Source organism: Terrabacter ginsenosidimutans (assembly GCF_039539425.1).
Taxonomy (GTDB): Bacteria; Actinomycetota; Actinomycetes; order Actinomycetales; family Dermatophilaceae; genus Terrabacter; species Terrabacter ginsenosidimutans.
In genome coordinates this window covers 329,873-347,068 of record NZ_BAABDC010000001.1, presented here as the reverse complement: position 1 = coordinate 347,068, position 17,196 = coordinate 329,873, and the positions used below count along the sequence as shown (strand labels likewise).

The 17,196-nt window shown below is 71.2% G+C and carries 15 protein-coding genes, 1 tRNA gene and 1 pseudogene; 12 read left to right on the top strand and 5 right to left on the bottom strand.

Annotation, left to right across the window (positions count from 1 at the left end):
• Window positions 1–232: 232 nt before the first annotated feature.
• Together ABD831_RS01735 and ABD831_RS01730 are read left to right on the top strand one after the other, a co-directional pair.
• Window positions 233–1,238 (top strand): annotated as a pseudogene (locus tag ABD831_RS01735) (phosphoketolase family protein); the annotation flags it as partial.
• Window positions 1,239–1,265: 27 nt separating this feature from the next.
• Entirely contained in the window at window positions 1,266–2,570 is a 1,305-nt protein-coding gene (locus tag ABD831_RS01730) for a phosphoketolase family protein (protein ID WP_425582785.1), read from the top strand.
• An 84-nt stretch (window positions 2,571–2,654) separates the two neighbouring features.
• Here ABD831_RS01730 and ABD831_RS01725 read toward each other — a convergent pair whose 3' ends face one another.
• From ABD831_RS01725 to ABD831_RS01715, 3 genes are read right to left on the bottom strand one after another with little or no spacing between them, the layout of a single operon-like run.
• Window positions 2,655–3,443, bottom strand: coding sequence for a DeoR/GlpR family DNA-binding transcription regulator (locus tag ABD831_RS01725; RefSeq protein WP_344940622.1), 789 nt, complete (start codon window positions 3,441–3,443; stop codon window positions 2,655–2,657).
• 10 nt (window positions 3,444–3,453) lie between these two features.
• Window positions 3,454–4,461 carry a 4-hydroxythreonine-4-phosphate dehydrogenase PdxA gene (gene pdxA / locus ABD831_RS01720; RefSeq protein ID WP_344940619.1) on the bottom strand — a complete coding sequence of 336 codons (1,008 nt, stop codon included), beginning with the start codon at window positions 4,459–4,461 and terminating at the stop codon, window positions 3,454–3,456.
• Window positions 4,458–5,798: a four-carbon acid sugar kinase family protein gene (locus ABD831_RS01715; protein WP_344940616.1), complete on the bottom strand. Its 1,341-nt coding sequence runs from the start codon at window positions 5,796–5,798 to the stop codon at window positions 4,458–4,460. The genes pdxA and ABD831_RS01715 overlap by 4 nt, the downstream gene beginning before the upstream one ends.
• A gap of 246 nt (window positions 5,799–6,044) precedes the next feature.
• Here ABD831_RS01715 and ABD831_RS01710 point away from each other — a divergent pair, with 246 nt between their 5' ends.
• The 10 genes from ABD831_RS01710 (at window position 6,045) to ABD831_RS01665 (ending at window position 15,404) form a co-directional block, all read left to right on the top strand.
• Window positions 6,045–7,673, top strand: coding sequence for an ABC transporter substrate-binding protein (locus ABD831_RS01710; protein WP_344940613.1), 1,629 nt, complete (start codon window positions 6,045–6,047; stop codon window positions 7,671–7,673).
• Between the two features lie 29 nt (window positions 7,674–7,702).
• Window positions 7,703–8,635, top strand: coding sequence for an ABC transporter permease subunit (locus ABD831_RS01705; RefSeq protein WP_142176704.1), 933 nt, complete (start codon window positions 7,703–7,705; stop codon window positions 8,633–8,635).
• Window positions 8,632–9,585: an ABC transporter permease gene (locus ABD831_RS01700; RefSeq protein ID WP_344940609.1), complete on the top strand. Its 954-nt coding sequence runs from the start codon at window positions 8,632–8,634 to the stop codon at window positions 9,583–9,585. The genes ABD831_RS01705 and ABD831_RS01700 overlap by 4 nt, the downstream gene beginning before the upstream one ends.
• On the top strand, window positions 9,582–10,439 hold the full coding sequence (locus tag ABD831_RS01695; protein WP_344940606.1) for an ABC transporter ATP-binding protein: 858 nt from the start codon (window positions 9,582–9,584) through the stop codon (window positions 10,437–10,439). Before ABD831_RS01700 ends, ABD831_RS01695 begins: the two co-directional genes overlap by 4 nt.
• A complete protein-coding gene (locus ABD831_RS01690) occupies window positions 10,432–11,280 on the top strand; it encodes an ATP-binding cassette domain-containing protein (protein ID WP_344940603.1) in 849 nt (282 codons plus the stop codon). Before ABD831_RS01695 ends, ABD831_RS01690 begins: the two co-directional genes overlap by 8 nt.
• Window positions 11,277–12,269 (top strand): aldo/keto reductase, encoded by a 993-nt coding sequence (locus ABD831_RS01685; RefSeq protein ID WP_344940600.1) that lies wholly within the window; start codon window positions 11,277–11,279, stop codon window positions 12,267–12,269. The genes ABD831_RS01690 and ABD831_RS01685 overlap by 4 nt, the downstream gene beginning before the upstream one ends.
• The gene (locus tag ABD831_RS01680) at window positions 12,266–13,069 is read left to right on the top strand and encodes an HpcH/HpaI aldolase family protein (protein ID WP_344940597.1); all 804 of its coding nucleotides are present in this window, start codon (window positions 12,266–12,268) and stop codon (window positions 13,067–13,069) included. The genes ABD831_RS01685 and ABD831_RS01680 overlap by 4 nt, the downstream gene beginning before the upstream one ends.
• Entirely contained in the window at window positions 13,066–14,310 is a 1,245-nt protein-coding gene (locus ABD831_RS01675; protein WP_344940594.1) for a sialidase family protein, read from the top strand. The genes ABD831_RS01680 and ABD831_RS01675 overlap by 4 nt, the downstream gene beginning before the upstream one ends.
• 11 nt (window positions 14,311–14,321) lie before the next feature.
• Entirely contained in the window at window positions 14,322–15,059 is a 738-nt protein-coding gene (locus ABD831_RS01670) for an SDR family NAD(P)-dependent oxidoreductase (RefSeq protein WP_344940592.1), read from the top strand.
• Window positions 15,060–15,122: 63 nt separating this feature from the next.
• Window positions 15,123–15,404 (top strand): hypothetical protein, encoded by a 282-nt coding sequence (locus ABD831_RS01665; protein WP_344940589.1) that lies wholly within the window; start codon window positions 15,123–15,125, stop codon window positions 15,402–15,404.
• Between the two features lie 115 nt (window positions 15,405–15,519).
• Here ABD831_RS01665 and ABD831_RS01660 read toward each other — a convergent pair whose 3' ends face one another.
• Window positions 15,520–16,713 (bottom strand): thiolase family protein, encoded by a 1,194-nt coding sequence (locus tag ABD831_RS01660; RefSeq protein WP_344940586.1) that lies wholly within the window; start codon window positions 16,711–16,713, stop codon window positions 15,520–15,522.
• A 72-nt stretch (window positions 16,714–16,785) separates the two neighbouring features.
• Window positions 16,786–16,858 (bottom strand) — tRNA-Lys (locus tag ABD831_RS01655).
• Window positions 16,859–17,196: the final 338 nt, after the last annotated feature.

The following is a 17,196-nucleotide window of genomic DNA, read 5'->3' as shown; positions in this document are numbered from 1 at the left end:
TCCGGAGTGGGGTGGGCCGGTCCCGACGGGGGCCGGCCCACTGCTCTGTCCGCTCGGGGCCACCCGCCGGCGTATGCCGTGTGGCCCCTCCCGACGACAGGCCCCTTGCCAGCCCGGCCACCGTCCGTGAGGCTCGACGGGACGACGATCTCAGACCCCTCGAGAGGCCCCTGCTGTGACGACGACGACCACGACCTCCGTGCCTGCCCCGACCGCCGACGAGATCGCCTCGATGGATGCGTGGTGGCGGGCCAACAACTACCTGACGATCGGGCAGATCTACCTGCAGGACAACGCACTGCTGCAGCGCCCCCTCGTGCCGGACGACATCAAGCCTCGACTGCTGGGTCACTGGGGCACGAGTCCCGGCCTGTCGTTCGTCTACGCCCACATGTCCCGGGTGATCCGGCACACCGGCCAGGAGACGATCTACCTCACCGGCCCCGGGCACGGCGGCCCCGCGCTCGTCGCGGCGGGCTACCTCGAGGGCACGTACTCGGAGGTCTACCCCAAGGTGACGCGCGACGCCGACGGCGTGCGCCGCCTCTTCCGGCAGTTCTCGGCGCCGGGCGGCATCCCCAGCCACGTGTCGGTGACGACTCCCGGCTCGATCCACGAGGGCGGCGAGCTCGGCTACGTCCTCTTCCACGCCTTCGGGGCCGTCATGGACAACCCCGACCTGCTGGCGCTCGCCGTCGTGGGTGACGGCGAGGCCGAGACGGGCCCGCTCGAGGGCTCCTGGAAGGGCATCTCCTTCCTCAACCCGCGCCGCGACGGCGCCGTGCTGCCGGTCCTGCACCTCAACGGCGCCAAGATCGCCGGCCCGACGGTGCTCGGCCGCAAGGACCCGGCGGAGGTCCGCAGCCTGCTCGAGGGCCACGGCTACGAGGTCCTCGAGGTCGAGGGGGACGACGTGCCGGGCATGCACGAGCGATTCGCGCAGACGCTCGGAGTCGCCTACGACCGGATCCGTGCGATCCAGGCCGAGGCGCGGGCCGACGGCTGGAGCATGGATGCGCGGCCGCGTTGGCCGCTCATCGTGCTGCGCACCCCGAAGGGCTGGACCGGCCCGGCGGAGGTCGACGGCGTCAAGGTCACCGGCACGTGGCGGGCACCAGGTGCCGCTGTCCGGGGTCAAGGAGAACCCCGAGCACCTCGCGCTCCTCGAGGCGTGGATGCGGTCCTACCGACCCGAGGAGCTCTTCGACGCGTCCGGCAAGCCCGTCGACCTCGTCCTGCAGGCGAACCCGGAGGGCGACCTCCGGATGAGCGCGTCACCACACTCCAACGGGGGCGTGCTGACGACCGAGCTCGACATCCCTGACTTCCGGGACTTCGCCCGGGACGTGCCGTCGCCGGCCAGCACTCGCGAGGAGTCGACGCGCGCGATCGGGGAGATGATGCGTGAGCTCTACGTGCGCAACCCCACGACGTTCCGGCTCTTCAGCCCCGACGAGACCAACAGCAACCGGGTCGGCGCCGTCTTCGACGTGTCCGAGCGGATGACGGCCGAGCGCATCACCGACGACGACGTCAAGCTCTCGCACGACGGCCGCGTCATGGAGGTGCTCTCGGAGCACTCGTGCCACGGCTGGCTCGAGGGCTACACCCTGACGGGACGGCACGGCCTCTTCGCGACGTACGAGGCGTTCGCCATGGTGAGCGCGTCGATGACCGTCCAGCACAGCAAATGGCTGCAGGAGGCCAACAAGCTCGACTGGCGGGCGGACGTGCCGAGCCTCAACATCCTCCTGACGTCCACGGCCTGGCGCAACGACCACAACGGCTTCTCGCACCAGGGACCGGGGCTCATCCAGACCGTCCTCAACGCACGGGGTGACGTGTCGCGCATCTACCTGCCCCCGGACGCGAACTGCCTTCTGTCCGTGGCGGATCACTGCTTCCGGTCCAAGAACTACGTCAACCTGATCGTCATCGACAAGCAGCCGCAGCCGCAGTGGCTGTCGATGGACGAGGCCGTCGCGCACTGCGCGGCCGGGGCCGGCATCTGGGAGTGGGCCGGCACCGACGACGGGGACCGTGACCCGGACGTCGTGCTCGCGTGCGCCGGCGACGTCGTGACGATGGAGGTCGTGGCCGCTGCGCAGATCCTCAGGGAGAAGCTGCCGCAGCTGCGGGTCCGCGTCGTCAACGTCGTCGACCTGATGACGCTCCCGCGGGCGCGCAGCCACCCGCACGGCATGGACGACGTGCGCTTCGGCGAGCTGTTCACCGACCACGTCGACGTCGTCTTCGCCTTCCACGGCTACCACGGCGCCATCCACCAGCTCGTGCACGGGCGTCCCGATGCGGACCGCTTCCACGTGCGCGGCTTCAGCGAGGAGGGCACGACGACGACCCCCTTCGACATGGTCGTGCGCAACGGCGTCGACCGCTACCACCTCGTCATGGACGCCATCAACAACGCAGGGCGCCAGGTCCGTGGGTCGAGCGAGGTCAAGGCGTGGTGCGAGGAGCAGCTCTCCGCGCACCAGGACTACATCGTCGAGCACCTCGAGGACATGCCCGAGGTGCGCGACTGGGTCCTGACGACCGTCGTGGAGGACTGAGCCACACGCGACAGCCTGCGTATGCCGTGTGGCGGGGCCCACGGCATACGCCCGGCTCGTCGTGGGCTGCGTCGAGCACGAGGCTCAGTCGCGGCGTGGCGCGACGACGACCTCGATGTCGTTGTCCCGGAACGACTGCAGCGCAAGGGGATCGGCGGACTCGTCCGTGACGAGGGTCCAGCGTGCCGGCATGACCGCCCACGCGTGGAAGGGCGACTGCCCGAGCTTGTCGGCGTGAGCGAGCACGTAGGTGTGCTCGGCGCGGCTCATCATGAGCTCCTTGAGGCGGGTCTGCTCGAGGTCGGCCTCGCAGATGCCACGCTCGGCGTGCACGCTGTCGGCGCCCATGAAGGCGCGGTCGAACGACAGTCGCTGCACGGCTGCCTCGGTGAGCGGGCCGACGAACGCCTGGCTCAGTGGCCGCAGCCGTCCGCCGAGGGCGATGACGTCGATGCCGACGCTGTCGGTGAGCGTGCCCATCGCACTGATCCCGGCCGTGACGACGGTGAGCTCGTTGAGCTCGGGCATCTTCGTGATGGCGTCGGCGAGGGCGCCCATCGTCGAGCCCGCGTCGAGCAGGATCGTCTCGCCCGGCTCGATCTGGTCCGCGGCCCAGCGGGCGATGTCGCGCTTGGCCGCGTGCGCCTCACCGAGCCGCTGGCGCAGCGAGGCCTCGGGGTGGTGGGCCAGGCTCATGACGCCGCCGTAGGTGCGGGCCAGCTTGCCCTGGGCGGTCAGCTTGGCGAGGTCACGCCGGATCGTCGACGCCGTGACACCGAGCTGGTCGGAGAGCTCCTCCACGCTCGCCAGCCCACTGGTGGTGGCGAGGCGGACGATCTCGCCCCGACGCGTCTGTGCGGTGTGCTTCGCCACGCTGGGCACCCTAGGCGTCCACGGGCCGCGGCGCCATCTCCGCGCCCAGGCGCAGCGCCTCGATCATGGAGCGGTGGTCGGCGATGCCGGTGCCGGCGATGTCGAACGCCGTGCCGTGGTCGACCGATGTGCGGATGACGGGCAGGCCGATGGTGACGTTGACGCCGGCCTCGAGACCCAGCACCTTGACGGGGCCGTGGCCCTGGTCGTGGTACATCGCGACGACGAGGTCGTAGTCGCCGCGACCGGCGAGGAAGAAGAGCGTGTCGGCCGGCAGGGCGCCGTGCACGTCGATGCCGTCGGCGCGGGCCGCCTCGACGCCGGGGTTGATCTTCGACTCCTCCTCGCCGTAGCCGAAGAGGCCGTTCTCGCCGGCGTGCGGGTTGATGCCGCACACGCCGATCTTGGGGTTCGGGTTGCCCGCGTCGACGAGGGCCCGGTGGCCGCGGCGGATGACCCGCTCGACGAGACCCGGCTCGATCCGGGCGACGGCGTCGATGAGGCCGATGTGGGTCGTGACGTGGATGACCTTGACCCTCTCGGTCGAGAGCATCATCGACACCTCGGGCGTGCCCGTCAGGTGGGCGAGCAGCTCGGTGTGGCCGGGGAAGACGTGTCCGCCGGCGTGCAGCGCCTCCTTGTTGAGCGGGGCGGTGCAGATGGCCTGGACCTTGCCGGCCATGGCGAGCTCGGCCGCCACCCGGATGTAGTGGTAGGCCGCGTCGCCGGCGACCGCGGACAGCCGGCCGAAGGGCAGGTCCTCCGGCAGCAGGGCGAGGTCGATGACGTTGATGCGGCCCGGGATCTCGCTCGCCTCCTCGACGTCGTCGATCGTGACGATGTCGACAGCGACACCGGCGACCGCGGCGGCCTGCTTGAGGCGCAGGGCGTCACCGACGACGACGGTGCGCGCCATCGTCGCGACGTGCGGGTCGACGAGGGCCTTGACGATGATCTCGGGGCCGATGCCGGCGCCGTCTCCCATGGTCACGGCGATGCGGGGAAGGGCGGCGCTCATGAGTTCTCCTCGGTGGTCGCGCCGGGGACGGCGCGGGTTGCGGTGTGAGTCGGTACGGGATGGCGGGACGTGGGGTCGCCGATCAGGTGCGCGGCGACGCGGACGAGGGAGGACGGGTCGCCGAAGCTGCCCGGACGGGTCACGACGAGTCGGCCGCCCGGTCGAGCGCTCACAACGGTCCCGGTCCCGACCTCGGCGACGACGTCGAGGGAGTGCACGCGAAGGTGGTCCAGGACGGACCGGGCGGTCTCGCCGCCGGAGAGGAAGGCCGCGTCGTAGCCGTCGAGCAGCGGTGCCACCGCGGCAGCCAGGGCCTCGGTCAGCGCTCGGGAGCGGGTGGGGTCGACGGGAGCGGTCGGGTCGAGGGCCACGACGACGACACCGTCGGGGCGCAGCCGGGCCAGCTCGAGGCATACGGTCTCGGGGTCGGCGAGCAGCACGTCGGGCCGTACGAGCACGGTCTGCGCAGTGTGCGCAGCCACGAGCTGCCGGAGCTGCTCGGAGAGGCCGGGCGCCCGCGTCCCGAGCACGAAGAGCACCGAGCGTGCCGCGCCCGCCGTCTCGGGGCCACGGCGCCGATCTGGTGCGATCTGGTGCGCGTCGTCGTCCGAAAGCGCGCCACGGCGCGGTTCCGGTGGGAGGGCGCGCGCGGCCGCGTCGGCCAGGGCGCCGGATCCGACGAGCAGCGCGCCGCGTCCGGCGCCCGCGGCGACGGCGGCGGCGTGGACGACGTCGAGGTCGGCGTCGGTCACCGCGTCGCACACCGGCACGAGCCCGGTCCGGGTGGCTTCGGTCAGGGCCTCGGTGACGGCCTCGATGCCGTTCAGCACCGTCGTGTGGGGGACGAGCACCGTGGGCAGCGGGTGCAGGGCCTCGGCGACCCGGGAGGGCGCCGCGGTGGTCTCGACCGCCCACAGGTCGGTCTCGTGCAGGGGTGTGCCGCCGACGTGGAGCACGCCGTCGCGCACGACGCGGCCAAGCGCCGGGTTGGCCACGGCCACGACCGGCGTGCGCTGCAGCTCGTCGGCGAGGGCGGCGACCTCGACCCCGAGGTGCCCACGCAGCAGGGAGTCGACCTTCTTCACCACGACGGCGGCGCCCGCCACCAGGGCTGCGGCAGCGCGCACGGCGCGCACGGCGTCTGCGCCCGCGCGCCGGCGGGAGTCGGTGTCGACCGTGACGACGGTGTCGGGCTCCCCGAGCGTGGGCCCTCGGCGCTGGAGCGACTCGGAGCTGAGGACCACGATGCTGCGCGAAACGCGCACTAGAGCGTGCGATGCGCACTCGGCAGCCCCGCTCAGGTCGTCAGCGATGATGCCCAGAGTCGGCTCGGTCATGTCTCCTCCTCGCTGTGTAGAAGCGTCGGTCTGCTTGAACAGCAAGGGTTTTGGCGACCTTGCCCAGTAGTGTGAACGGTGACTCAGGACCCTGCGGTTCAGTACCGCACGCCATGCGCCCAGCCGTCCTTTCACAAAAAACGCTACAGGTATTGCGCAGATCGCGCAATAGTGCGAAGGTTGGTCAACCCGAGGGGCGCAGCGTGCGCCACCGACGGGGAGGCCACCGCTCAACGAGGAGTCCCGATGCCCCAGCAGCCTGCACTGCTTCCCACGTCTGACCAGCCGACGCGTGAGGTCTCGCGTCGCTCGATCCTCAAGCTCGCCTCGCTGGCCGGCGCCGGAGCGCTCTTCGCTCCCGCACTCGCCGCTTGTGCCGGGCCCAAGACCGCCAACACCGCGAGCACTGCCGGGGCAGGGGCTGCGGGGGGCACACTGAGCATCGTGCTCAACCGCAACCTGGTCAGCCTCGACAACAAGCTGAACCAGTACGACGCGGCTGTCACCGTCCAGCGTGCCGTGCGTGAGGCCCTCACGAGGATCGGCGACAAGCTGACCCCGGAGCTCGTCCTCGCCGAGTCGTTCGAGCAGACCAAGCCGACCGAGTGGACCGTCAAGCTGCGCAGCGACATCCACTACTCCGACAAGTCCAAGGTCACGGTCGAGGACGTCGAGACCGCCCTCAAGCTCTACTTCGAGGTCAAGGCGGGCTACGTCGCCTCGCAGTTCCCCGAGCAGCCGACCTTCACCAAGGTCGATGACAGGACCTTCACGCTGACGACCAAGAGCCCCGTCGTCTCGCTCAACTCGCTGATGTCCAACATCCTCATCACGCCGGCCAAGGACAACAAGGCGGAGGAGCTCGGCACGGGCCTCGGCACCGGCCCGTTCGTCATCGCGAGCGCCGATTCCGGCACCGGCTCCTACAAGCTGACCCGCAACGACAACTACTGGGGCGAGAAGGCCAAGCTCGAGCAGGTCAACGTCAGCTACCAGGAGGAGGAGGGCGCGCGCGTCATCGCGATCACCTCGGGCCAGACCGACGTCATCGACACGATCACGCCGGAGTCCGCGACGTCGCTCAAGACCAACCCCGACATCGACGTCATCGAGACGCCGGGCACGCGCCTGATCCACCTCTTCTACAACTTCCGCAAGCCGGCGGGCAGCCCCCTCGCCAACCCGAAGGTGCGCGAGGCGCTGACCTACGCCGTCGACCACGAGTCGCTCATCAAGGCACTCATGAACGGCCAGGTCACCTCGGCCGAGGGTGTCGTCCCGACGACCCTCGCCGGGTTCGCCAAGACCGGCGACTACACCTACGACGCGGCCAAGGCCAAGCAGATGCTCGCCGACAACGGTGCGGCCGGCCTGAAGGTGCGGATCATCTGGGAGGACTCGGAGTTCGCGGGCGCCTCGCGCGTCCTCGAGGCCGTCTCACAGATGTTCGCCGCCGTCGGCGTCACCGCCGAGCTGAAGATGATCCCCAAGGGCGGCGAGATCAACGCCTGGCGTCGAGGCGAGGCCGGCGACTGGGACATCCTCGCCAACGGCTACGGCAACCAGACCGGGCTCGCGCTGACGAACCTGCAGGGCCAGTACGGCGGTACGGCGGAGAAGGAGAAGACGCGCGACACCTACCACGGCTTCGTCGTCCCCGAGATCACCGTGCTGCTCGACCAGGCCGCGGCCGAGTCCGACGAGGCCAAGCGCAACGACCTGCTCAAGCAGGCGCAGGAGAAGATCTGGGCGCAGTGGCCGGCCGTGTGGGCCTGGACGCCGAACAACGTCCTCGCGAAGCGCAAGCGGGTCCAGAACCTCAACCTCCGGGCGACGAACTCCTATGACCTCGCCGCCGTGACCGTCTCCGGCTGACGTCCAGCCGACCAGACCAAGGTGATCCCATGCTCAAGTACGTCCTCAAACGGGTCGGCCAGACGATCCTGACGGCCTTCCTGGCCGTGGCGACCGTGTTCGTCCTGCTCCGGATGGCGCCGGGTGACCCCGCGGCCAACTACGCGCCGCCGAACCCCAGCTCGGAGCAGCTCGAGGCGATCCGCCAGCAGTTCGGGCTCGACCAGCCGATCCCGGTGCAGTTCGTGACGTTCCTGCAGCACCTGTTCCAGGGCGACGTCGGCACGTCGTTCTTCTTCAAGCGCCCGGCGCTCGAGGTCGTCCTGGAACGACTGCCCTACACGATCACCCTCGCGGTCGCGGCGATCGTCGTCACGTCGGTCGTCGCGATCCCGCTGGGGGTGTGGATGGCGCGGCGCAGCAACACGGCCCCCGAGCTCGGCGCCAACATCGGCACCATCGCCGGTCAGTCGATGCCCGACTTCTGGATCGGGTTCGTGCTGCTCATCCTCTTCGCGGTCAACCTCCACTGGTTCGCACCCTCGGGCTTCGACTCGGCGGCCTCGATCGTGCTTCCGACGGTGACGATCGCGATCCTGCAGATCGCGCTCATCTCGCGCCTCGTGCGGCGCGAGATGGTCGTCAACCTGGCGTCGCCCTACCTCACGGTGGCCCGGTCGCGTGGGGTCTCGGAGCGCGCGCTGACCTGGCGCTACGCGTTCGCCAATGCCGCCCTCCCGGTCGTGACGGCGCTCGGTACCCGCTTCGCGGCGATGCTCAACGGCGTCGTCATCGTCGAGGTCGTCTTCAACTGGCCCGGTGTCGGCGAGCTCGTCGTCAACGCGCTCAAGCAGCGCGACTTCCCACTCATCCAGGCCACCGTCCTCGTCACGGTCGTGCTGGCCCTCGTGGTCCAGCTGCTCGTGGACCTGCTCTACCCGCTCATGGACCCGCGGGTCCGACTCGGAGAGGCCAGCTCATGACCACCTCGACGAACCTGCCCGGCCACCCGGCCGTCCCGAACCTCAGCGAGGTGCCCGGCTCCATCCTCGGGCGCGACTCGGCCGTGACCAAGGTGCTGGCGCGCCGCTCGGCAGCCGCGCGACGGGCGCGCTACAGCACGATCAAGATCTGGGTCGGTGCGATCTGTGCCGGCGTCGTCGTCATCCCGGTCGTGCTCGCGAACGTCCTTCCGCTGCCCGACCCGATCGTCGGACAGCTGAGCGAGTCGTCGCTGCCGCCGTTCAGCGCGGGACACCTGCTCGGCACCGACCCCAACGGCCGCGACCTGCTCTCCCGCATCCTGCACGGCGGTCAGACCTCGCTCGTCATCGGCCTGCTCGCGATCTTCGTCTCCGGACTCGTCGGCATCGTCGCGGGTGCCGCCGCCGGCTACTTCGGGGGCTGGGTCGACACGATCATCTCGAGGCTGCTCGAGGCACAGATGGCCCTGCCCCTGCTGCTCATGCTGCTGCTCGTCGTGGCGCTCTTCGGACCGTCGATCCCCGTGATCACGCTCGTCATCGCCTTCGCCCAGTGGCCCGAGCCGGCCCGCATCACCCGGGCGCTCGTGCTCGTCGAGCGGGAGAAGCCGTACGTCGCCGCCGCGCGGGTGCTCGGACTGCCGAAGCTCTCGATCCTCAGCAGGCACGTCGTGCCCAACATCCTCCAGCAGGTGCTCGTCGTCGTGCTCCTGCTGCTGGCCCAGGCGGTCCTGCTCGAGAGCGCGCTGTCGTTCCTCGGGGCCGGCGTCCAGCGCCCCTACCCGACCTGGGGCGGCATCATCTCCGACGGCCGCGAGCTCTTCGTCACCGGCAAGCCGTGGCTCGTCACGGTGCCGGGCGTGGCCATCGCACTGCTCGTCGTCGGGGTCAACCTCGTCGGTGACGGCATGCGCGACCGGGTGCGACGCGCGAAGGGAGACCAGGCATGAGAGTCCTCGAGGTCAAGGACCTGCAGGTCGAGCTGATGACCGGCACGAGCGTCGTGCGCGCCGTCGACGGCGTGACCTTCCACGTCGACCGGGGCGAGACCGTCACGATCATCGGCGAGTCCGGCTCCGGCAAGTCGACGACCGCCATGGCCATCCTTCGGCTGCTGCCCGACGACCTCGCGGTCATCTCGGGCGAGGCCAGGATCTCGGGGCAGGACGTCACCGGTGACCGCCGGGTCATCGACAAGCTCCGCGGCCGGTCCGTCGCGCTCATCCCGCAGGACCCGATGACGGCCCTGAGCCCCATCCGCACGATCGGGCGCCAGATGACCGAGGCCGTCCGCATCAAGTACCCCAAGCTCAGCAAGGCGGAGGCGAAGGCGCGGGCCCTCTCGCTCATGGAGCAGGTCCACATCCGCAACCCCGCCAAGCAGTACGACGCCTACCCGCACCAGCTGTCCGGCGGCATGCTCCAGCGCGTGCTCATCGCGATGGCGGTCTCGACCGACGCCGACCTCATCGTCGCCGACGAGCCGACGAGTGCGCTCGACGTCACGGTGCAGGCCGGCATCCTCGACCTGCTGCTCGAGCTGCAGGAGCAGACCGGTATCGCGCTGCTGCTCATCACCCACGACCTCGGCGTCGCGCGCCTGATGAGCGACCGCATCCACGTCATGAAGTCCGGCGCCTTCGTCGAGGGCGGCCCGGTCACCGACGTCGTCGACCACCCCCAGCACCCCTACACCCGGAAGCTGCTCGGGGCGATGCCCGAGCTCGGCCCCTGGGAGGACCCAGCGGCCGCGGTGCCCGAGGCCCGGGCTCAGGAGCTCGCGAAGGAGATCAGCCATGGCTGAGGCCCTGCTCACCGTCAGCAACCTCGTCGTCGAGTACGGCAGTGGCAAGGACGTCTTCCGCGCGGTTGACGACGTGTCGTTCAGCGTCCCCCGAGGGGGCACCCTCGCCATCGTCGGCGAGTCCGGGTGCGGCAAGTCGACGATCGCCAAGGCCCTCGTGCGGCTGCTGAAGCCGACGTCGGGCGTCATCGACCTCGACGGCACCGACCTGGCCCAGCTGTCCGAGAAGCAGCTGCGTCCGATGCGCCACCGCGTGCAGATGGTCTTCCAGGACCCCTACGGCTCACTCGACCCGCACCTGACGGCGCAGGAGATCGTCGCCGAGCCGATCCGGGTGCGCGGCGAGGCGTCGCGGAAGGTCCAGCGCGACAAGGCGGCCGAGCTCATCGAGCGCGTCGGGCTGCCCAGGACGGCGCTCGAGCGCAAGCCCCCGGAGTTCTCCGGCGGGCAGCGCCAGCGCATCGGCATCGCCCGGGCCCTGGCATCCGGTCCGGAACTGCTCGTGTGCGACGAGGCGACGAGCGCGCTCGACGTGTCGGTGCAGGCGCAGGTGCTCGACCTGCTCGCCGACATCCAGGCCGAGACGGGGCTGACCTACCTCTTCATCTCGCACAACCTCGGCGTCGTGCGCGCCATCTCGCAGGACACGGTCGTCATGCGGGCCGGTCGCATCGTCGAGACGGGCCGCACCGACGACCTCCTCTCGCGCCCGCAGGAGGAGTACACCCAGCGCCTGCGACGCTCGGCCCTCGAGCCCGGGCTCATGACGGGCATCAAGCCCCGACACCTCATCCGACACATCGCCGCCTCCCGCACGGCGGAGACCGAGAAGGCCTCATGACCACCGCAGTCCTGCCGTCCGTCGACCTGCCCGGCCTCGACCGGCCGCTCTCGCGGCTCGTCCTCGGGACCATGACCTTCGGCGACACCGTCGACCTGTCCACCGCCCGCACCATGGTCGACACCGCGCTCGACGCCGGCATCACGTCCATCGACACCGCCAACGGGTATGCCGCGGGGCGCAGCGAGGAGATGCTCGCCGACATCCTCGTCGGCCGGCGTGACGCCGCGACCATCGCGACCAAGGCCGGCATCTACCCCGGTGACGCCGGCGGGGCGCCCCTGCTCTCGTCTGCGGGTCTGCGCTCGTCGCTGGAGGCGAGCCTGCGCCGCCTGCGCACCGACCACGTGGACGTCTACTACCTGCACCAGCCTGACCGGTCGGTGCCCATCGACGAGACCGTCGCTGCGCTGGGGCAGCTCGTCACCGAGGGCAAGGTCCGAGCGATCGGTGTCTCCAACTTCTCCGCCTGGCAGATCGGCGACGTCTTCTCCGCCTGCGACGCGCTGGGGACGCCGAGGCCGGTCCTCGCCCAGCAGCTCTACAACCTCGTCGCCCGCCGCATCGAGGCGGAGTACGCCGAGTTCGCGACGACGAAGGGTCTCGCGACCATCGTCTACAACCCGCTCGGAGGCGGCCTGCTCACCGGGCAGCACTCCTTCACGGAGTCCCCGGGTGAGGGGCGATTCGGCTCGTCGGCGCTCGCGAGCATGTACAAGGACCGCTACTGGAACGCAGAGACGTTCGCGGTCATCGAGGCCCTCGGCGCCATCGCGTCGCAGGCCGGCATCACCCTTCCCGAGCTGTCGCTGCGCTGGCTGCTGAGCAAGGCCGTCGTGTCCTCAGTGCTGCTCGGGGGTTCGAAACCACACCAGTTGGAGGCCAACATCACTGCTGCACAAGCCGGTCCGCTCCCCGACGACGTCGTTGCCGCGTGCGACGAGGCCGGCCTGGCCATCGCCGGGTCCATGCCGGGGTACAACCGATGAGCGGCGGAGGCACCGCGATGGAGCGCAGCCGTGAGCGTGTGCTCGACTACGCCCGCCGGGTCCGGGCGCGCGAGACGATCCTCGGCTACTGGGTCATCATCGACTCGCCGGTCTCGACCGAGCGGCTCGCCCGCCTCGGCTACGACTACGTCTGCTTCGACGCCCAGCACGGGCTCCTCGACTACAAGGGGATCCTCGCCGGCATGCAGGCCATCGACGCAGGCGGCGAGTCCGTCGGCATGGTCCGCGTGGGCGGCAACGAGCCCTTCCTCATCGGACAGGCCCTCGACGCCGGCGCGGCCGGCATCATCGTGCCGCTCGTCAACACGGCCGAGGACGCCGCCCGTGCGGTGTCCTACGCGAAGTACGGCCCCGAGGGCATCCGGTCGTACGGGCCGATGCGGTCCCAGCTGCGGATCGGGCCCAACCCGGCCGACGCCAACGAGGCCACCGTCGTGCTGGCGATGATCGAGACGCCGCAGGGGCTGGAGAACGTCGAGGCCATCGCCGCGACGCCCGGCATCGACGGCCTCTACATCGGCCCGTCCGACCTGCGCCTCGCCGTCGGCGGCGCGACGTCGACCGACCCCGCCGTCGACGACGCCTTCGAGGCGGCGGTCGAGCGCATCCTTCGGGCCGCTGAGTCCGCGGGAATCGCGGCCGGGTTCCACACTCCCAGCGGTGAGGTCGCGGCCAAGCGACTCGGACAGGGGTTCACCCTCACCACCGTCAGCTCCGACCTCATCCACCTCGAGCAGGCGGCTTCGGCGCACCTCAGGGCGGCGCGGGGCGAGTCATGAGCGAGGCGGGAGCGGCTGTGGAGACGCTGCCCACCGACGGCGTCCTGCGCCCGCGTGACGAGGGCGGCCACACGGCATACCTCCCCACCCCGACGGTGCAGTGTCACGCGGCCAACCTCGCGTGGCTGCCGAACGGCGACCTCGCGTGCGTGTGGTTCGGTGGCACGCAGGAGGGCGTCAGCGACATCACCGCGTACCTCTCCCGTATGCCGTCCGGCAGCGACACGTGGTCGGACCCCGTGCCGCTCAGCGACGACCCGACGCGGTCGGAGCAGAACCCGATCCTCTTCACCGCCCCGGACGGAGCGGTGTGGCTGCTCTACACGGCGCAGCTCGCCGGCAACCAGGACACCTCGGAGGTGCGCCGGCGCCTGTCGCGCGACGGCGGCAGCACGTGGGAGGCGCCGACCGTGCTGCTGCCGGCCACCGCCGACGGTGGCGTCTTCGTGCGGCAGCCCCCGGTCGTCCTCGCGAGCGGACGCATCCTGCTGCCGGTCTTCAACTGCGTCACGGTGCCCGGCCAGAAGTGGGTCGGCAACGAGGACACCTCGAGTGTGTGGTGGAGCGACGACGGCGGCGCCTCGTGGACCGAGGCGCAGGTCCCCGGGTCTCTCGGGTGTGTCCACATGAACATCGTGGTGCGACACGACGGCTCGCTCTGGGCCTGCTTCCGCAGCCGGTGGGCCGACCACGTCTGGGAGACGACGTCGACCGACGACGGCCTGACGTGGGCGCAGCCGACGCCGACCCCGCTGCCCAACAACAACTCCTCGATCCAGGCCGTCTCGACCGGTGGCCGCGAGGTCGCGCTCGTCTTCAACCGGAGCTCGGCCCTCGACGCCACGGAGCGGCGCGTCTCGCTCTACGACGAGATCGACGACGAAGGCGTGCGGGACGGCATCGACGGCCCGGTGCTGGCCGAGCCGTCGGTCGACACCGACGACGGCCGGCCCAAGGCCTTCTGGGGTGCGCCGCGGGCGCCGATGACGCTGGGCCTCAGCCCCGACGAGGGCCGCTCGTGGCCAGTTCAGGTCGACCTCGAGACGGGCGACGGCTACTGCATGTCGAACAACTCCCGCGAGGGACTCAACCGCGAGCTGTCCTACCCCTCGGTGCTGCCGGGGCCGGACGGTGACCTGCACGTCGCCTACACGTACCACCGGCGTGCCATCAAGCACGTCCACCTGCCCGCTGACGTCGTCGACCGCCTCCGCGGCGCTCACCGGGCCCCATCCCGGTGAACGCGGCGCCGGTGGCGGCGCGGCCCGAGCCCGTGCCCACCTCACCTGCCGACCGCGTCACACGCACCGCGGTCGTCACGGGGGCCAGCTCGGGCATCGGGCTCGCCATCGCCCACGACCTCGTCGGTGCCGGGTGGCACGTCCTCGGGCTCAGCCGCTCGCGCGGCGCGCTGCCGGACGCCGCCACGTGGGTGCCGTGCGACCTGGCCGACGTGATCTCGGCCGACGGGGCCGTGAGGGTGGTGCGCGAGACCGCGGCCGGCGGCGTGGACGCGATCGTCCACGCCGCCGGCCTGCAGTACTCCGGGCGGGTCGGCGACCTGCGACCCGAGCAGGGCGAACGGATGTGGGCGGTGCACGTGCGGGGCGCCGAGCTCGTCGTCGGCGGGCTCGTCTCGGCTCTCGTGAACGCTGGTCGCGTCGTGCTCGTCGGCAGTCGCACGATGACCGGCGTGCCGGGCAAGAGCCAGTACGCCGCGACGAAGGCCGCGCTCGCCGCCATGGCCCGTTCGTGGGCCGCCGAGCTCGCCCCGCGCGGCATCACCGTCAACGTCGTCGCCCCCGGGCCGACGCGCACCGCCATGCTCGAGGACCCCAACCGCGCCTCGGTGCCGCCGGTCGTGCCGCCGCTGGGCCGGCTCGTCGAGCCGTCGGAGGTGTCGGCGCTGACCCGCTTCCTGCTCGAGCCCACCGGTGCGATGGTCACCGGCCAGACCTTCGTGATCTGCGGAGGCGCGTCCCTGCCCTGAGCACCCGGACGTGCTTGGCTGGTGCGCACGGTCACAGGGGCCGGACAGGGCGAGGAGATCCTCATGACGGAACACCCGACCGACACGCCGGCTCACCCCGCGGGGGGCTGGCGCACCGTCCTGACCGACGGCGGCCAGGCCAGCCGCGCCCAGTGGGCGTTCGTCGTCGGGCTCACGGTCGCTGCGTCCATGCTCCCGTTGCTGCCGCGGGCGGCCCTGCTGCTCCTGGCCGGCGTGGGGGCCGCCGTGGTGCGCTGCCCGCCGTGGGTCGGGGTCCTGCTGGTCACGATCGCCGTGCCGGTGCTCCTCTTCGCCGCGGTGACCGGCAGCATCTGGTACCGCTGACTCGCGTCCCGCACGGCCCGCCCGTCCCGGGGACGTCCCCACACGGCATACGGCGTGGCGACCGCGCTGACGTGCGCGGCTGTTGCGGGGTCGTATGCCGTGTGGCCCGCTCTCGTCAGGCCGTGACGTTCTCGAGGACGACAGCGAGACCCTGGCCGACGCCGATGCAGATGCAGGCGACGCCCCAGCGCTCGCCCGAGCGCTGGAGGCTGCGCGCGAGGGTGCCGAGGATGCGGCCGCCGGAGGCCCCGAGCGGGTGCCCGATGGCGATGGCGCCGCCGTGCCGGTTGACGATCTCCGGGTCGATGCCCCAGGCGTCGACGCAGGCCAGCGACTGGGCGGCGAAGGCCTCGTTCAGCTCCACGGCTGAGACGTCGGCCCACGTGATGCCGGCCCGGGCGAGGGCCCGGTTCGCGGCCTCGACGGGGGCGAAGCCGAAGAGCTGCGGGTCGAGGGCGCTCGCACCCCGGCCTGCGACGCGCGCGACGGGGGCGAGACCGATGGCATCGCGGGCGGCCGCGCTGCCCATCAGGACGGCGGAGGCGCCGTCGTTGAGGGGGGAGGCGTTGCCGGCAGTGACCGTGCCGTCGTCCGCGCGGAACGAGGTGCGCAGCCCCGCGAGGCGCTCGGCGGTCGTGTCGGCACGGATCGACTCGTCGCGCGCCAGCTCCACCCCGGGCACGGGCACCACGAGGTCGTCGTAGAACCCGGCGTTCCAGGCGGCGTCGGCCAGCCGGTGCGACCGCGCCGCGAACTCGTCCTGCCGCTCGCGCGTCACGCCGTGGCGCTCGCGCAGCTGCTCGGTCGCCTCACCCAGCGAGACGGTCCACGCCGCCGGCATCCTGGGGTTGACGAGGCGCCAACCGAGAGTCGTCGACGACAGCTCGAGATTGCCCACAGGGTAGGGCTTCTCGGTCTTCGGCATGACCCACGGGGCACGCGTCATCGACTCGACGCCACCGACGAGCACGATGTCGGCGTCACCCGTCTCGATCTGGCGCGACGCGATGATCGCGGCGTCGAGACTCGAGCCGCAGAGCCGGTTGACCGTCGTACCGGGGATGCTCGTCGGCAGCCCGGCCAGCAGGGTCGCCATCCGTGCGACGTTGCGGTTCTCCTCACCGGCGCCGTTGGCGTTGCCGAACACGACCTCGTCGACCCGGCCGGCGTCGGCGGCCAGCCCGGGGGAGCGGTCGACCACCGCGCGCACCACGAGCGCCCCCAGGTCGTCCGGGCGGCACGCAGCCAGTGCCCCGCCGAAGCGGCCGAAGGGGGTGCGGACGGCGTCGTAGACGAACGCGTCGTTCACGGTGGTGACTTCCTGTCGAAGCGGACGGCATACGACAGGCGCACGCCGCCCGCCTGCCTGGGCGTTACCGGGTGGGCCCCGTCGGGCTCGAACCGACGACCGGCGGATTAAAAGTCCGATGCTCTACCGACTGAGCTAGAGGCCCGGGGGGTGGGGAGCTCTGGGTGCAGCTTCCCTCGCGACTCCGGTCGGAACAACTGCCGTGAAGTACCGACCGATGCGACCCCACGGGCAAGTATGCCGCAGCCCAAGCCGCTCTCGACGTCAGCCCTGTCGCCAGCACCGCGCAGCATGGCGGTCGCACCAACGTGGAGGCAACGTCGGCGACGGGGATCCGGGGCCCGGGCGCGGGAGGGCCGGCATGTCGACAGCCGGAAGTGGAGCGCACCTGTTTGTTGCGGGGTCCCAAGTCGACCCTCGTCAGTTCTTCGGCCGCTCAGTGAGGGAGCCGTCAGTTTGTCCGAAGTGCGCACTTGGCTGGGC

Bases quoted from the DNA above. Each gene is read 5' to 3' on its own strand.
- ABD831_RS01700 (WP_344940609.1), top strand. From the start codon at position 8,632: ATGACCACCTCGACGAACCTGCCCGGCCACCCGGCCGTCCCGAACCTC.
- ABD831_RS01665 (WP_344940589.1), top strand. From the start codon at position 15,123: ATGACGGAACACCCGACCGACACGCCGGCTCACCCCGCGGGGGGCTGG.
- ABD831_RS01690 (WP_344940603.1), top strand. From the start codon at position 10,432: ATGGCTGAGGCCCTGCTCACCGTCAGCAACCTCGTCGTCGAGTACGGC.
- pdxA (WP_344940619.1), bottom strand. From the start codon at position 4,461: ATGAGCGCCGCCCTTCCCCGCATCGCCGTGACCATGGGAGACGGCGCC.
- ABD831_RS01695 (WP_344940606.1), top strand. From the start codon at position 9,582: ATGAGAGTCCTCGAGGTCAAGGACCTGCAGGTCGAGCTGATGACCGGC.
- ABD831_RS01685 (WP_344940600.1), top strand. From the start codon at position 11,277: ATGACCACCGCAGTCCTGCCGTCCGTCGACCTGCCCGGCCTCGACCGG.
- ABD831_RS01705 (WP_142176704.1), top strand. From the start codon at position 7,703: ATGCTCAAGTACGTCCTCAAACGGGTCGGCCAGACGATCCTGACGGCC.
- ABD831_RS01710 (WP_344940613.1), top strand. From the start codon at position 6,045: ATGCCCCAGCAGCCTGCACTGCTTCCCACGTCTGACCAGCCGACGCGT.
- ABD831_RS01680 (WP_344940597.1), top strand. From the start codon at position 12,266: ATGAGCGGCGGAGGCACCGCGATGGAGCGCAGCCGTGAGCGTGTGCTC.
- ABD831_RS01730 (WP_425582785.1), top strand. From the start codon at position 1,266: ATGAGCGCGTCACCACACTCCAACGGGGGCGTGCTGACGACCGAGCTC.
- ABD831_RS01675 (WP_344940594.1), top strand. From the start codon at position 13,066: ATGAGCGAGGCGGGAGCGGCTGTGGAGACGCTGCCCACCGACGGCGTC.
- ABD831_RS01715 (WP_344940616.1), bottom strand. From the start codon at position 5,798: ATGACCGAGCCGACTCTGGGCATCATCGCTGACGACCTGAGCGGGGCT.